Consider the following 16207-nt stretch of genomic DNA (forward strand, 5'->3'; position numbering starts at 1 on the left):
ATGGGTAACTCGTCGGGAACCGGCTGCCCGAGTCACCCCCATCACCGCTGGCCGCGTGCGATGCCTGCACGCACCTAGGTCTGGCCTGAGTCGCGGAGAGGCGGACGAGTTCTCTTGCATCTGAAGAGCTTGACGTTGAAGGGTTTCAAGTCCTTCGCGTCTGCGACCACTTTGCGCTTCGAACCGGGCATCACCTGCGTCGTCGGGCCGAACGGGTCCGGCAAATCCAATGTCGTGGACGCGCTCTCCTGGGTGATGGGCGAGCAGGGTGCCAAAGCGTTGCGGGGCGGGAAGATGCAGGACGTCATCTTCGCCGGGACCGTGGGCCGGGCACCGCTGGGTCGTGCCGAGGTGACGTTGACCATCGACAACTCCGACGGCGCGCTGCCCATCGACTACGCCGAGGTGTCGATCACCCGGCGCATGTTCCGCGACGGCGCGGGCGAGTACGAGATCAACGGCAGCAGCTGCCGGTTGATGGATGTGCAGGAACTGCTGTCGGACTCCGGTATCGGGCGCGAGATGCACGTCATCGTGGGTCAGGGCAGGCTGTCGGCGATCCTGGAATCGCGGCCGGAGGATCGGCGCGCGTTCGTCGAAGAGGCCGCGGGCGTGCTCAAGCACCGCAGGCGCAAGGAGAAGGCGGTCCGCAAGCTCGACGCGATGCAGGCCAACCTCGCCCGGCTCACCGACCTCACCACCGAACTGCGCCGCCAGCTCAAGCCGCTGAGCCGTCAGGCCGAGGTCGCCCGCCGCGCGCAGACCGTGCAGGCCGACCTGCGTGACGCCCGGCTGCGACTGGCCGCCGACGACCTGGTCACCCGCCGTGGCGAGCTCGAATCCCAGCTCAGCAAAGAGGCCTACGCCCGCGAACAGCAGATCAACGTGCAGACCGAACTCGACGCCGCCAACGCCGCACTGGCCCAGCAGGAGTTCCAGCTGTCGCGGCTGAGCCCCAGCGCCGAGGCCGCCGCGCAGACCTGGTTCCAGCTCTCGGCGCTGGCCGAACGGGTCAACGCCACCATCCGCATCGCCAGCGACCGGGCCCGGCACCTGCACACCGAGGCGCCGGTGGGCACCGGACGCGACCCGGACCAGCTCGAAGCCGAGGCCGACCGGATCGAAGCCGAAGAGGCCGAACTGCGGTACGCGGTCGAGATGGCCACCGAGACCCTCGAAGCCGCCCGCGAGGCCCTCGCCGAGCGTGAACAGGCCGCCAAGGCCGCCGAGCAGGCGCACCTGGCCGCTGTGCGCGCGATCGCCGACCGCCGCGAAGGGCTGGCCCGGCTGTCGGGTCAGGTCGACACGTTGCGCACCCGGGCCCAGTCCGTGGACGCCGAGATCGCGCGCCTGTCCGTGGCCATCGCCGACGCCCGGCACCGTGGTGAGACCGCGCAGGTCGAATACGACTCGGTGCAGGACGAACTCGGTGAACTCGACGCCGGCGAGAAGGGCCTGGACGCCCAGCACGAACACGCCGTCGCCGCCCAGGAACTGGCCGACGAGCGCGTGCGGGAACTGCGGGAACTCGACCGGGAGGCGAGCAAGCTGGTCGCCCGGCTCGGGGCCCGCATCGAAGCGCTCGGCATGAACCTGGCCCGCAAGGACGGCGCGGCCTGGCTGCTCGAGCACGGCGTGAGCGGGCTCGGCGGACGGCTGTCGGGCCTGTTGCGCGTGCAGTCCGGGTTCGAGGCCGCGGTGGCCGCACTGCTCGGTCCGCTCGCCGATGCCATCACCGCCGATACCGCGACCACCGCCGACTCGGCGGTGCGGGAATTGCGCAGCGGTGACGGTGGTCGGGTGGCATTCGTCTTTGCTACCGAGGGCACGATCGCGAGTGCGCAGGGTGATCTGCCCGCCGGTGCGCAGTGGCTCGCCGAGGTACTCGACGGCGACGACCAGGTGCGACCCGCCCTGGCCGCGCTCACCGCGGGCGTCGTGGTCGTCGATGATCTGGCCACCGCCACCGAGCTGGTTTCGCTGCGCCCGGAACTGCGGGTGGTCACCCGTGACGGCGATCTGGCCGGTGCCGGCTGGATCGTCGGCGGTTCGGAACGGATGCCGAGCCAGCTCGAGGTCCAGGCCGATATCGACACCGCCACCGCGGAACTGGAGGCGGCGCAACGGCGGGCCGAGGAGCTGGAGGCGGCGCTGGCCGGCGCGCTGGCCGAACAGACCGACCGCAAGGACGCCGCCGGCCACGCGCTGATGGCGCTGCACGAATCCGATCAGGCGCTGCTGGCGATCTACGACCGGCTCGCCCGGGTGGGGCAGAACGCCCGCGCGGCGCAGACCGAGGGGGAGCGGCTGGCCACCCAGCGCGCGGAAGCCGAAGCGGCGCGGGAGAAGTCGCTCGCCTCGCTCGCCGAACTCGAGGACCGGCTGCGGCATGCCGAGATCGAACACGACGGCAGCGACGACAGTTACGGCGCCGCGAGCACCGAGACCGCGGGCTATGCCCGCGAGGAAGCCGCCGCCGCGCTCGCCGAGGCCCGGACCATGGAGGTCGAGGCCCGACTGTCGGTGCGCACCTCGGAGGAGCGCGCGGAATCTGTTCGCGGCAAAGCGGATTCGCTGCGCAGGGCGGCCCGTGGGGAGCGGGAGGCCAGGGCTCGCGCCGAACGCGCGCAGGCCGCTCGGCGCCAGGCTGCCGCTGTCGCTGCGGCCGTCGCCGAATCGGGTACCGAGATCAAGAACGAACTCGAGCAGGTCGTGGCCGCCGCCGCGGCACGGCGTGACGAATTGGTCCGTCGCCGTGGCGAATGCGCGGCCGCGCTGGAACAGGTGAAGGAACGCGCACGCGCGCTGAACACCCAGCTGGCCCAGCTCACCGACGCTGTGCACCGCGACGAAGTCGCCAAAGCCCAAGCGGCACTGCGCATCGAACAGCTGGAGACGACGATCTCCGAACAATTCGGTATCGCGCTCGCCGACCTCGTCGCCGAGTACGGGCCCGAGGTGCCGCTGCCGCCCTCGGCGCTCGAGATGCACGAGTACGAGGAGGCCAAGGAGCGCGGCGAGCAGGTCAGCGCACCGCAGCCGATGCCCTATGACCGGCCGACCCAGGAGCGCCGCGCCAAACGCGCCGAGAAGGACCTCACCACCCTCGGCAAGGTGAATCCCCTTGCGCTGGAAGAGTTCGCGGCCTTGGAGGAGCGCTACACCTTCCTCGCCACCCAGCTCGAGGACGTGAAGAACGCGCGTAAGGACCTTCTCGACGTGGTCGCCGAAGTCGATGCCCGCATCCTTCAGGTGTTCACCGAGGCCTATGCCGATGTGGAACGCGAATTCGTCGGCGTCTTCGGGAAACTGTTCCCCGGCGGCGAGGGCAGGCTGGTGCTCACCGACCCGTCGGACATGCTCACCACGGGCATCGAGGTCGAGGCGCGCCCGCCGGGCAAGAAGGTCAAGCGCCTCTCGCTGCTCTCCGGTGGCGAGAAGTCGCTCACCGCGGTCGCGTTGCTGGTCGCCATCTTCCGCGCTCGCCCCTCCCCGTTCTATGTGATGGACGAGGTCGAGGCGGCCCTGGACGATACCAACCTGCGCCGCCTCATCGGCCTGTTCGAACAGCTGCGTGAGAAGAGCCAGCTGATCGTCATCACCCACCAGAAGCCCACCATGGAGATCGCCGACGCACTCTACGGCGTGAGCATGCGCGGCGACGGCATCACCCAGGTCATCTCCCAGCGGCTGAACCGAGCCGAGGTCACCGACCCCGACCCGGTCTCGGCCTCGGCCTGAGAGGTCGGGTCGGCGCTCGCGCGGCAGGACGGATTCTCAGCCGAACCGGGTCGCCGGAACCTCGGAGTCGATCCGGTCGATGATCCGCGCTGTGGCGCCGCGGGCGAGCCAATCCCGCAGGGAGGTCAGCTCTGGGTGCAGGGCGCGCAACGCGGGGATGTCGGCGTGCCAGCCGCCGGTGTCGCGGATCAGGCGCCAGGTGTTGCCGAGTTGGGGGCCGATCGCGTCGGCTTCCTCCTCGGTGACCTCGCGGTAGTGGACGGGGCGACCGATGGCGGCGCCGATGATAGCGGCCGCGTCGACGGGCGTGATGGCATCGCCCGCGAGCTCGAGGATGCGGGCATGCCAGCCTTCGGGGTCGGCGAAGGCCAGGGCAGCGAAGGCGGCGATGTCATCGACGGCGATCATCTGGAGCGGGCGATCGGCGGGGAACAGGTGCGGGTGTTCGCCGCCGTCGCGGATACCGTCGACAGGGGAGCCGTGCAGGAGGTAGTTCTCCATGAACCGCACAGGGCGCAACACCGTGTAGCGCAGACCGGACGTGGCGAGGGCCTCTTCGATCTGTCGTTTGCCCTGCTGACCCCATGATTTCGCGTCGCCCATCGTCGCGACGCCGGTGAACACGATCTGTTCGGCACCGGCGGCGCGGGCCGCGTCGATCATGGCGACACCGCGGCGGGCCTCGGTGTCCTCGCCCCAACCCTCGACGCGGTAATCGGCTGGGGGAACGAGAAATACGGCTCGGGTTCCGGTCACCGCCACCCGCAGGGACGCCGCGTCGTCGAAGTCGCCGACCGTCAGTTCGGCACCGGCGTCGGCCAGTGCGCGGGCGGCGGGGGAGTCGGGGTCGCGCACCAGCGCGCGAACCGGGTGGCCTTCGGTGAGCAATCTGTGGGCGGTCGCGCCGCCCTGCTTGCCCGTCGCGCCGGTGATCAGAACGGGAAGTGCTGACGTCATTGCGGAGGAGCTCCGTTTCGTGATCGATCGTGTGCCTACAATCGGGTCGGTCGACCCGTATTCCGGACGGTACGGGCGGTCGCACCCGGTTGGCCAGGTCCGGTGCAGGGAAGGCGTAACGAAATGACGGTCGAGCACGGCGTGGAACCGGCGATCCGATCCGACGCGCGCCGCAATCGCGCGCTGATCCTGGCTGCCGCTCAGCGTGCGCTCGCCGAACGCGGCGCCACCGTCTCACTGGCCGAGGTGGCCCGCCGCGCCGGTGTCGGCGCGGGCACCGTCCACCGGCACTTCCCCACGAAAACCGATCTGCTGGAAGCGGTTATGCAGGAGCGCGTCGACCGGTTGGCCGCGCTGGCCGCCGACCATCTCGCCGATCCGGACCCGGGCACGGCCTTTTTCGCCGTGTGCACCCACGTCATCGTGACAAGGCCCGGCAACAAGGACCTGTGCGACCTGGTGCAATCCGACGACGGCTGGCCCCGTGCCCTGCTGCGCGGGGCGGGCAACCGCTTCCACCGCGCGCTGGGCGCACTGCTTGCCTCGGCTCAACGTCAGGGCGCGGTCCGGCGCGACGTGGTCGTCGCCGACGTGCTGGACATCTTCACCGGATGCGTTGCGATCCAACGACATCGACGCGCGCAGGACCCACTCGCACCGGCCGTCGCGCTCATCCTCGACGCCCTGCGCACCCATCCGTCACCCGTAACGGAACACCCGGCAGTCGACCGTAACGAAACAGCGGAAGGTAACGAAACCTCGGCGCCCTGCGCCGTCTGTGGCGCGCCTGTCCGGCGACCGGCCACCGGCAGGCCGGCCCGCTACTGCTCCCCGGCCTGCCGCCAGAAGGCCCACCGCCTCCGCAACGGGTCGCGACCCCTTACAGCAGGTCGCTGACGTCGTCGGGGACGTCTACGGCGTATTTGCGCAGGATGTCCACGGAGATGACCTCCAGCGCGTTCTCATGGGTCGCCGCCAGCACCACGGGTGCGGCCACGCCGTCCTCGTGGGCGTGCAACCAGCGGACCGCCACCACACACCAGCGGTCGCCCGGTTGCAGTCCGGGGAAATTGTTCTCTGGGCGAGGGGTGCTGAGGTCGTTGCCGATGGAGGCCTGATGCTCCAGGAATTCCGCCGTCACGACGGTGCACACGGTGTGGCTGCCGAGATCCTCCGGACCGGTGCTGCAGCAGCCGTCCCGGTAGAAGCCCGTGAGAGGATCGGTGCCGCACTCTTCCAGCGGCCCCCCAAGCACGTTTCGATCGGTCACTCCGCCGATCCTATGGGGCAAGCGCCAGAAGTTCCGCAGGACAACGAATCTGTAGTGTTTCCGCCATACGGCGACAGGCCCGCGATCAGGCCGCCGACCCGCCGCGCAGACGCCGCCGACGTGCGGCAACTCCCCGCCCGAATAGACTCGCCGGGTGAGTTCGCAAGCGTGGATCCTGATCGCCGCGATCGCCGCCGTCCTGTTGGTGGCGCTCGTCGCGGGTTTCGTCCTGTACAAGCGACGCCAGATTTCGCTGGCCCCGCCCGAGCCGGACAAGGAGTTGACGGACCGCTCCGGTGGTTACACCGCGTCCGGTGGATTCAGCTTCAGCCAGGGCGGCTCGACGGCGACCGTGCCGAAGCCCGAACCCGTCCCTGAACGCACCGATACAGACGGCCAACCGCATGTCGGCGACGACGCCGCGATCCCGCGTGACGCCCCGCGCCGCGCGATCACCGACGTTCCGCTGCCCGAGGGCGATGTCGCCGTCGACGAGACCGTGGTCGTCCCCGACGACGCGTCCGCACTCGACACGGTCGCACCGGCCGAGCCGGACACCGATTCCGCGCCCGCGGACACGGCCCCCGCGAAGACCGCGCCGTCCGACCCGGCCGTCACCGAAGTCGAGCCCGCGGACGCGGCGTCGACCGAGGCGCCCGCCGCACCGACCACCGAGCCCGCACCGGCCCCGGCCGAGACCGCCCCGGCCGGAGTCGACGCCACCACCACGGCGATCGACGAGATCGACCCCACCACCGGCCGCCTCGTCCGCCTGCGCGGTCGCCTGGCCCGCTCCCAGAACGCGGTCGGCAAGAGCCTGCTCGGCCTGCTCGGCGGCGGCGACCTCGACGAGGACTCCTGGGAGGAGATCGAAGACACCCTGGTGCTGGCCGATATCGGCACCGCGAGCACCGCCAAGATCGTCGAACGGCTGCGCGAGGAGATGGCCTCGCGCAGCGTGCGCACTCCCGAACAGGCGCGCGCCGCGCTGCGTGACGTGCTCATCGAGGCGCTGCGTCCCGAGCTCGACCGTTCCATCCACGCCCTCCCGCACGGCGACAAGCCCGCGATCCTGCTCGTCGTCGGCGTCAACGGCACCGGGAAGACCACCACCACCGGCAAACTGGCCCGCGTGCTCGTCGCCGACGGCCGCCGGGTGCTGCTCGGCGCCGCCGACACCTTTCGCGCCGCCGCCGCCGATCAGCTGCAGACCTGGGGCGAACGGGTGGGCGCCGAGACCGTGCGCGGTAAAGAGGCCGCCGACCCCGCCGCCGTCGCCTTCGACGCGGTCACCGCGGGTATCGACCGGGGAGTCGACGCGGTTCTGGTGGACACCGCGGGACGCCTGCACACCAAGACCGGCCTGATGGACGAACTGGGCAAGGTGAAGCGGGTCGTGGAGAAGAAGGGTGAGGTCGACGAGGTGCTGTTGGTCCTCGACGCGACCGTCGGCCAGAACGGCCTGATGCAGGCGCGGGTGTTCGCCGACGTCGTCGACATCACCGGCGTGGTCCTCACCAAGCTCGACGGCACCGCCAAGGGCGGCATCGTGTTCCAGGTGCAGCACGAACTCGGTGTGCCGGTGAAACTCGTCGGCCTCGGCGAGGGCGCCGACGACCTGGCGCCGTTCGAGCCTGGCGCGTTCGTCGACGCGCTGCTCGGGGGCACCGCGTAACGGTCCCGTCGATGCCCGTCCGATCCAGCGATCGGGCGGGCATCGCTGTTTTCCGGGCCTGACATCACTGTTTCCGGGGGACGGTGGGGTGGCGAATCGCCGCGCGAACTCGCGGCGAATCGCACATCCGTACCAACCTCACCGTGAGCTGACAGGCTCATGCCAATCATGCGAAACGTGGATGCAACACAACAGCGCTATCCGTTCACTCAGGTGAAACACCACAGCTCAACGGATGAAACACCGAGTGGCGACCCTTCTGTACAGGTCCTTTTGCCGTCATCGGCAGGGCCCGAGATGAGGAGGAACACAAGGTGGCATTTCCACTGATCGGCGCACCGGACGCCGGTGACACCGCCTGGATGCTGGCGTCAGCGGCCCTCGTGCTGTTGATGACGCCGGGTCTGGCGTTCTTCTACGGCGGTATGGTCCGTGGCAAGAACGTGCTGAACATGATCATGATGAGCGTCTCCGCGATGGGCCTGATCACCATCCTGTGGTGTCTATACGGCTTCTCGATGGCGTTCGGCGAGGACAAGGGCAAGCTGGTCGGTGACCCGCTCCAGTACTTCGGCCTCAAGGGCGTCCTGGGCGGCGACTATCTAGCGACTACCGACCCCGCGGCCCCGGCCGCCATCCCGCTGTTCGGCACGATCCCGCTCTCGGTGTTCGTCGCCTTCCAACTCATGTTCGCGATCATCACGGTCGCACTCATCTCGGGCGCGGTCGCCGACCGCTTGAAGTTCGGGTCGTGGCTCGTATTTGCCGGAATCTGGGCCACGGTCGTCTACTTCCCCGTCGCGCACTGGGTGTTCGCCTTCAGCGGCTACACCGGTGAGAACGGCGGCTGGATCGCCAACAACCTCAAGGCGATCGACTTCGCCGGTGGTACCGCGGTCCACATCAACGCCGGTGCCGCCGGTCTGGTGCTCTGCCTGATCCTCGGCAAGCGCAAGGGCTGGCCGAAGACGCCGTTCCGCCCGCACAACCTGCCGTTCGTGATGCTCGGCGCCGGTCTGCTGTGGTTCGGCTGGTACGGCTTCAACGCGGGTTCGGCGCTGAGCGCCAACGGTGTCGCGGGTGCCACCTTCCTCACCACCACGATCGCCACCGCCGCCGCCATGATGGCCTGGTTGCTCGTGGAGAAGATCCGCGACGGTCACCCGACCTCGCTCGGCGCTGCCTCGGGCATCGTCGCCGGTCTGGTCGCGATCACCCCGGCCTGTTCCTCGGTCAACGTGGTCGGCGCCCTGGCTGTCGGTGTCGTCTCCGGTGCGCTGTGCGCCCTGGCCGTCGGCCTGAAGTTCCGATTCGGCTTCGACGACTCGCTCGACGTCGTCGGCGTCCACCTCGTCGGTGGTCTGGTCGGCACGCTGATCGTCGGACTCGTCGCTACCAGCGAAGCTCCCGCAGGTGTCGATGGACTGTTCTACGGTGGTGGAGTCGAGCAGTTGAAGCTGCAGGCTGTCGGTGCCTTCGCCGTTCTCGCCTACTCGCTGGTCGCCACGGCCATCATCGCGTACGCGATCAAGTTCACGATCGGCCTGCGCGCCAGTGAAGAGTCCGAGGCTGCGGGCCTCGACGAAGCCGAGCACGCGGAAACCGCATACGATTTCGCTGCTGTGGGTGGCACGGCACGCACGCTCGTCAAGGAGGCATGACGAACATGAAACTGGTTACGGCAATCGTCAAACCGTTCACGCTCGAAGATGTGAAGTCCGGGCTGGAACAGGCAGGCGTGCTCGGCATGACCGTCAGCGAAGTCCAGGGATACGGCCGGCAGAAGGGCCACACCGAGGTTTACCGCGGTGCCGAGTATTCGGTGGACTTCGTGCCCAAGGTCCGAGTCGAGGTCGTCGTCGACGATGCGTCGGTCGAGAAGGTCGTCGAGGTGATCGTCGAAGCCTCGCGCACCGGCAAGATCGGTGACGGCAAGGTGTGGGTGACCCCGGTGGACACCATCATCCGCGTCCGTACCGGCGAACGCGGAAGCGACGCACTGTAGTTCGGTAGGGCACGCACGATAAATCGATCGAGCGGCGGCCCCGCTCCCACCGGTGAGACTTATCCGGTCGGGGCGGGGCCGCCCGCATGAAATGGTGGTGTGGGCTGTGGCACAGCGGAACGGTGGTATTCAGAACAACGGAGCGGCGGATCTGGTCAAGGCCAGGGCGCAACTGCTCGACGGAGCGGGCACCCGCAATCCGCGGCTCGATCCGGAATCGCTGCGCGAGGCCTTGGTCGACCTGTTCGAACTGTGGCTCACCAGCAAGGGCAACGAACTCGGCATCACCGCCGACAGCGGCCTCTCGGTCGTGGCGGTGGGTGGACTCGGACGCCGCGAGATGCTGCCCTACTCCGATCTCGACCTCGTGCTGCTGCACGACGACGTCGACCCCAAGGTGGTCTCGGAGGTCGCCGATCAACTCTGGTATCCGCTGTGGGACGCCCACATCAAGCTCGACCACAGCGTGCGCACCGTGCCCCAGGCGCTGCGGGTGGCCGCCGACGACATGATCGCCGCACTCGGCCTGCTGGAGGGGCGCCACATCGTCGGCGACCAAGACCTCAGCAATCTGCTCATCGGCGGCGTGCGCCGGGAATGGCGCACCGGCATCCGGTCCCGCTTCGACGATCTGATCGCCCAGACCACCGCACGCTGGCAGCGCAGCGGCGAGATCGCCCACCGCGCCGAACCCGATCTCAAGAACGGTCGCGGCGGGCTGCGCGACATCCAGCTGCTCGACGCGCTCGCGATCGCCCAATTGACCGACGCCATGCCGGGATTGGGCCCCGAGGTCCCCGGCGGCGGGCTGAAACAGGCACACCGCAGGCTCCTCGACGTGCGCACCGAACTGCACCGCGTCGCGGGCCGGGCCCGCGATCAACTGCGCGCCCAGGACGCCGACGAGATCGGCGCCGCGCTGCGCATCGGCGACCGCTTCGATCTCGCCCGGACATTGACCGATTCGGCGCGTACGGTGAGCTATTCGTGCGACGTCGGTCTGCGCACGGCCGCCAACGCGTTACCGCGGCGCGGCCTGGCCAGACTGCGCCGGATGCCGGTGCGCCGACCACTCGATGAGGGGGTGGTCGAGCACTCCGGCGAGGTCGTGCTGGCCAGAGATGCCCGCCCGCAGCGTGATCCCGGGCTGATCCTGCGCGTCGCGGCGGCGTCGGCGCAGACCGGGCTGCCGATGTCGGCGACCACGCTCAACCGGTTGTCCGAGGACGCGCCCGAACTGCGCGAACCGTGGCCCAAGGACGCGCTCAACGATCTGCTCGTGTTGCTCGGCGCGGGCCGCGGCAGCATCGACGCGGTCGAGGCGCTCGATCGAACCGGATTGTGGGGCAGACTCTTTCCCGAATGGGGCGCGGTCCGCGATCTGCCGCCGCGCGATGCGATGCACACCTGGACCGTCGATCGGCACCTGATGGAGACGGTCGCCTTCGCGAGCAGCCTGAGCACCAGGGTCGCCCGGCCCGACCTGCTCGCGCTCGGCGCGCTGCTGCACGACATCGGCAAGGGGCGGCAGGGCGACCACAGCATCGTCGGCGCCGAACTGGCCACCCATATCGGCCGCAGGCTCGGCATGTGGCCTTCGGATGTGCGCACCCTCAGCGCGATCGTGCGCCACCACCTGCTCCTGCCCGACACCGCGACCCGGCGCGACCTCGACGATCCGGCGACCGTGCAGCACGTCGCCGACGCGCTCGGTGGTGACGTCGGCCTGCTCGAACTGCTGCACGCGCTGGCAGAGGCCGACTCGATGGCCACCGGCCCCGGCGTCTGGGGCGACTGGAAGGCCTCGCTGATCGGTGAACTGGTGCGCCGCTGCCGGCTCGTCATGGCGGGCGAGCCGCTGCCGCAACCGGAACCGATCGACCCGGAGCTCCTGGACAAGGCCACGGCCGGCGGCGTGCACGTCACCCTCGCGCCCGGCGACGGCAAGCACACCTTCGTGGTGACGGTGATCGCCCCCGACGAGCCCGGCCTGCTCTCCGATGCCGCCGGTGTCCTGGCGCTGCACGCGTTGCGGGTGCTCTCGGCCTCGCTGGGCAGCGCGGGGGACTCGGCGATCAACACCTTCGTGGTGATGCCGAAATTCGGCGATCCGCCGGACGCGGGCCTGCTGCGTCAGGAACTCATCCGGGCCACCACCGGCGCGCTCGACCTGCCCGCGGTGCTGGCCAAACGCGAAACCGACGCTGTCGGGACCGGGCCCGGCCGGTACGCGCGCGCCGCGCCCCGCGTGATCTGGTCACCGATCAGCACTCCCGGACAGGTGATCCTCGAGCTGCGCGCCGACGACCGGATCGGTTTGCTGAGCAGGCTGGCCGGTGCGTTCGCCGCGACGGGAGCCAGTGTCCGATGGGCCAAGGTGGTCACGATGGGCTCGGCCGTGGTCGACGCCTTCTGCCTCGATCTGGGCGACACCGACAGCCCGGCCCTGCGCGACCGCATCGAAAAGGCCGTCCTCGACGTGGTTCCGCGGCCCGCTCCCGCCCCGCCGCCGACCGAAACAACCGAGGCCGACTGATACCGCAAGGACACGGTTTACTCACTGATTGCTATCAGGTTGCTACACAGCGTCCTCGCGGCCCGATAAGTCGATATGGGACCTATAACATTCCCCTGGTCCGGCTGTCACTCGTACGAGGGGAGCTGATCCGTGGCTATCGAAGTCGTTTCCGCGTCAATGATGACCAGCGACGCGACCGCGCACATCGCGCGTTGCGTCGGTGGTGACCTGTGGGTGGTTTCGTGGTTGCCGGGTCGCACCCTCAGTGGTGCGCAGGCGTTGGCCGCGATGACCATCGCCTCGACCGCCGCCCACCACGCCGACAGTGCCGATTCCGAATGGCTTCGGATCGAGGCGCTGTCCCGGGAACTCGGCCTCACCGGCAGAGAAGCGGTGTACCTGGTGGACATCGAATCCCACGAGTTGCGCCGCACGGCGCCACCGCACGTGCAACATACCGAATAACCTCCATTACCCTGGGTGGGCAAGAGACGTCCGGCTTCGGTCAGACGACCTGAGACCCTTTCAGATCAGGAGCGCGATCGGTGTTCGAATCCCTGTCCGACCGGCTTACCGGTGCACTGCAGGATCTGCGCGGTAAGGGGCGTCTGTCACCGGCCGACATCGACGCCACCGCGCGTGAGATCCGCCTCGCACTCCTCGAGGCCGACGTCGCGCTGCCCGTGGTGCGCGGTTTCATCACCAACGTCAAGGAACGCGCCAAGGGCGCGGAGGTCTCCGGCGCGCTCAATCCCGCGCAGCAGGTCGTCAAGATCGTCAACGAGGAACTCGTCGCGATCCTCGGTGGCGAGACCCGTCGCCTCAACCTCGCCAAGAACCCGCCGACGGTCATCATGCTGGCCGGTCTGCAGGGTGCGGGTAAGACCACACTCGCGGGCAAGCTGGCCAAATGGCTCAAGGGTCAGGGCCACCAGCCGCTGCTGGTGGCCTGTGATCTCCAGCGTCCCGGCGCGGTCACCCAGCTGCAGGTCGTCGGTGAGCGCGCGGGTGTGCCCGTGTTCGCCCCGCACGGCGGCACCTCCATCGGTGGCGGCGAGAACCCGCTCGGCATCACCGCGGCCGACCCGGTCGCCGTCGCCGCGGCCGGTATCGAAGAGGCCAAGGCCAAGCAGTACGACGTGGTCATCGTCGATACCGCCGGTCGCCTCGGTATCGACGCCGAGCTGATGCGCCAGGCCGCCGGCATCCGCGATGCCGTGCAGCCCGACGAGACGTTGTTCGTGCTCGACGCCATGATCGGTCAGGACGCGGTCAGCACCGCCGAGGCCTTCCGCGACGGCGTCGGGTTCACCGGTGTCGTGCTCACCAAGCTCGACGGTGACGCCCGCGGTGGTGCGGCGCTGTCGGTGCGCAACGTCACCGGCGCGCCGATCATGTTCGCCTCCACCGGTGAGAAGCTCGAGGACTTCGACGTCTTCCATCCCGACCGGATGGCCTCGCGCATCCTCGGCATGGGTGATGTGCTCACCCTCATCGAGCAGGCCGAACAGGTCTACGACGCCCAGCAGGCCGAGGAGACCGCGCGCAAGATCGGCAGCGGCGAGCTCACCCTCGAGGACTTCCTCGATCAGATGCTGGCCATCCGCAAGATGGGCCCGATCGGCAACCTGCTCGGCATGCTGCCCGGCGCGGGCCAGATGAAGGACGCGCTGGCCGCGGTCGACGACAAGCAGCTCGACCGGGTGCAGGCGATCATCCGCGGCATGACCCGCGCCGAGCGGGACAACCCGAAGATCATCAACGCCTCGCGCCGCCTGCGCATCGCCAATGGTTCCGGTGTGCAGGTGTCCGAGGTCAACCAGCTCGTCGACCGGTTCTTCGAAGCCAAGAAGATGATGGCGATGATGGGCAGGCAGATGGGCATGCCGGGCGCTCGCCGCGGCAACAACAAAAAGGGCGGCAAGAAGGGCAAGAAGGGCGGACGTGGGCCCACTCCGCCGAAGGTGCGCGGCGGGTTCCCCGGAATGCCCGCCGGGATGCCGGGCCTGCCGCCGGGCATGGATCTGTCGAACATGCCGCCCGGCCTCGATCAGCTGCCGCCCGGCCTGGACGGGATCGATCTGTCCCAGCTGAAGTTCCCCAAGAACTGAGCTTTCGGCGCGCTGGCGCGCGCGTGTCCGCGGCCCTGAGGGGCCGCCGGTCAGGCACCGTTGCTTGCTCCTTCGTCGCCTACGCAACGGCGCCTGACCGGCGACCCGGCCGCGGACCGGCCACTTCGTGGCCGCCGCTCCCCAAGGGTCGCGGGTGGTGGTCGGTGTGTCAGATCACGCCGGGGATCAACGCTTTCCGGTTCGCTGGGTAGTCGGCGAACTTCTCCCGGTACCACCGGTGGGTGGCGAAGGCGCGCGGCACCAGGTTTCCCGCGGTGATCAAGAAGATCGCGACACCGGCCAGCGACCAGGTGAGCAGGGCGAAACCGGCCCAGGCGATCAGCTCGCCCAGGTAGGCCGGGCTGCTGACGAAGCGGAAGCCCGCGCCGTGCGGGACGCGGTATTCGGCGGCACCGGGGTTGTTCTTGTCCCGCAGATTGCGCACGATCGCCTCGGATCGCACCAGCAGCCCGAATCCGCACAGGTACACGACCAGGCCGATCAGGAAGCGCGGATCGGCGAGCCAGGCGGTGCCGTACTGGTTCTTGTAGTCGTTGCTGAAGAACGCGCCGTTGAGATAGCCGTGCAGGGCCGTCACGAACACGCCCGCCGCGACCACCGAGACGTTGAAACTGCTCGTCTTACCCGGCACCTGCCGGATGGAGAGCGGGAAGAACCAGCCGCGATTGCCGTAGTGCAGCAACCAGATGGCGGCCAGCACCAGCGGCACCGGCTCGAAACGATCGGGGCCGCTGAGATAGAACACCGCGAACACGACGGTCGCGGGCAGCTCCATCAGCCACCAGCCCAGCTTGGGGTTGAGATTGAAGCCGACCTTGTTCGACGCGAAGCGGCCGTAGGGGCTCTGCGCGAACAGTCCGCCGACGATCACGAACGCGGCGAAGGCGAAGGCGATGGCCAGCACGGTGTCGTAGGTGGTGTTCCCGGTGTACCAGTCCATCGAGATCCTCTTGTCCAACAGGCGCCGCGCACGATCGCCGACGCAAAACTAGAACACGTTCTATCATGGATCGCGCAGGGGAAGCGTGACTATGGAGGACCTACATGTCGTTGGATCGGACCGCCGAGGACCTGCTGGCGGCGGTGCGCGCGTCACCGCGCGCGGTGGCCGCGCACGACAAGACCGCGTGGGTCGGGCTGTTCGCCGAGCGAGCCGCGGTGCACGACCCGTACGGCTCGCGCGAGCACATCGGCCCGGACGCGATCTCGCGCTTCTACAACGTCTTCATCGCGCCGAACGCCATCGCCTTCCGCGTCGACCGCGACATCGTCGCCGGCTACACGGTGGTGCGTGACCTGCACATCGAGACCACGATGTCGACGGGCGCCACCGTCACCGTGCCGATGCATCTGCGCTACGACCTGGTCGACACCGACGGCGGCTGGCGGATCGCCCGGCTCGCCGCGCACTGGGAGCTGGGGGTGATGATCGCGCGACTGCTGCGCACCGGCCCGTCCGGACTGCTCGCGGGAGCGAAGCTCGGGCCGCAACTCGTGGGCGAGCTCGGCATGGGCGGTGCGATGGGCATGATGCGGGCGCTGCGCGGCGTCGGCGGGTCCGGCAAGCGCATCGTCCGCCGGCTCTTCGCCGCTGTCGCGTCCGGCGACGGGGGTGGCGTGCGAGCGCTGCTCGATGAGCGGACGGTGGTCGAGCTGCCCGCCGGGCATCCGGTCTCGGTCGCGGACTTCGCCGAGCGCGCGCGAGACATGGCGTGGGACAAGATGATCGCCGCCGGGCGCACCGTCAGTGTGAGCGTGCGGGTCGGTGCGTCGCGCGGTGTGGCCTTCGTCGACTTCGCCCCGGACCGGCCGCGGATCACCGCGGTGCGGGTTTTCCTCGACGGCGATCCGTCGGGCGACTGACGGTTCGCCCGACGGGTGCCGAGTCGGCCTGGTGCTGCCGCGGTGG

The 16207-nt window shown here is 69.2% G+C and carries 12 protein-coding genes; 9 read left to right on the top strand and 3 right to left on the bottom strand.

The genetic code is table 11. The features are described from left to right. Positions 1-114: 114 nt before the first annotated feature. A complete protein-coding gene (gene smc, locus ACFVJ5_RS18125) occupies positions 115-3741 on the top strand; it encodes a chromosome segregation protein SMC (protein WP_379221416.1) in 3627 nt (1208 codons plus the stop codon). A gap of 36 nt (positions 3742-3777) precedes the next feature. On the opposite strand, the gene ACFVJ5_RS18130 is transcribed toward smc, so the two are convergent. Next, positions 3778-4698, bottom strand: coding sequence for an NmrA family NAD(P)-binding protein (locus ACFVJ5_RS18130; protein ID WP_379221418.1), 921 nt, complete (start codon positions 4696-4698; stop codon positions 3778-3780). Between the two features lie 123 nt (positions 4699-4821). On the opposite strand from ACFVJ5_RS18130, the gene ACFVJ5_RS18135 reads away from it, so the two are divergent. Continuing rightward, positions 4822-5595 (top strand): TetR/AcrR family transcriptional regulator, encoded by a 774-nt coding sequence (locus ACFVJ5_RS18135; RefSeq protein WP_379221420.1) that lies wholly within the window; start codon positions 4822-4824, stop codon positions 5593-5595. Here ACFVJ5_RS18135 and ACFVJ5_RS18140 read toward each other — a convergent pair. Next, positions 5579-5968: a DUF2237 family protein gene (locus tag ACFVJ5_RS18140; RefSeq protein WP_120041702.1), complete on the bottom strand. Its 390-nt coding sequence runs from the start codon at positions 5966-5968 to the stop codon at positions 5579-5581. The two genes, ACFVJ5_RS18135 and ACFVJ5_RS18140, sit on opposite strands and share 17 nt — an antisense overlap. Positions 5969-6122: 154 nt before the next feature. On the opposite strand from ACFVJ5_RS18140, the gene ftsY reads away from it, so the two are divergent. The 6 genes from ftsY (at position 6123) to ffh (ending at position 14277) form a co-directional block, all read left to right on the top strand. Continuing rightward, entirely contained in the window at positions 6123-7643 is a 1521-nt protein-coding gene (gene ftsY / locus ACFVJ5_RS18145; RefSeq protein WP_379221422.1) for a signal recognition particle-docking protein FtsY, read from the top strand. A gap of 314 nt (positions 7644-7957) precedes the next feature. Then, positions 7958-9304 (top strand): ammonium transporter, encoded by a 1347-nt coding sequence (locus ACFVJ5_RS18150; RefSeq protein WP_062986933.1) that lies wholly within the window; start codon positions 7958-7960, stop codon positions 9302-9304. Positions 9305-9309: 5 nt separating this feature from the next. Next, positions 9310-9648 carry a P-II family nitrogen regulator gene (locus tag ACFVJ5_RS18155; RefSeq protein WP_067449485.1) on the top strand — a complete coding sequence of 113 codons (339 nt, stop codon included), beginning with the start codon at positions 9310-9312 and terminating at the stop codon, positions 9646-9648. 91 nt (positions 9649-9739) lie between these two features. Beyond that, on the top strand, positions 9740-12184 hold the full coding sequence (locus ACFVJ5_RS18160) for a [protein-PII] uridylyltransferase (protein ID WP_379221424.1): 2445 nt from the start codon (positions 9740-9742) through the stop codon (positions 12182-12184). A 132-nt stretch (positions 12185-12316) separates the two neighbouring features. Beyond that, complete coding sequence (locus ACFVJ5_RS18165) at positions 12317-12631, top strand: hypothetical protein (protein ID WP_245914691.1); 315 nt, start codon at positions 12317-12319, stop codon at positions 12629-12631. An 80-nt stretch (positions 12632-12711) separates the two neighbouring features. Beyond that, on the top strand, positions 12712-14277 hold the full coding sequence (ffh, locus tag ACFVJ5_RS18170; RefSeq protein WP_379221426.1) for a signal recognition particle protein: 1566 nt from the start codon (positions 12712-12714) through the stop codon (positions 14275-14277). Between the two features lie 169 nt (positions 14278-14446). On the opposite strand, the gene ACFVJ5_RS18175 is transcribed toward ffh, so the two are convergent. Next, positions 14447-15238, bottom strand: coding sequence for a 3-oxo-5-alpha-steroid 4-dehydrogenase (locus ACFVJ5_RS18175; RefSeq protein WP_379221428.1), 792 nt, complete (start codon positions 15236-15238; stop codon positions 14447-14449). A gap of 104 nt (positions 15239-15342) precedes the next feature. On the opposite strand from ACFVJ5_RS18175, the gene ACFVJ5_RS18180 reads away from it, so the two are divergent. Beyond that, on the top strand, positions 15343-16161 hold the full coding sequence (locus ACFVJ5_RS18180; protein WP_379221430.1) for a nuclear transport factor 2 family protein: 819 nt from the start codon (positions 15343-15345) through the stop codon (positions 16159-16161). Positions 16162-16207: the final 46 nt, after the last annotated feature.

Source organism: Nocardia sp. NPDC127606, assembly GCF_042671725.1.
Lineage (GTDB): Bacteria > Actinomycetota > Actinomycetes > Mycobacteriales > Mycobacteriaceae > Nocardia.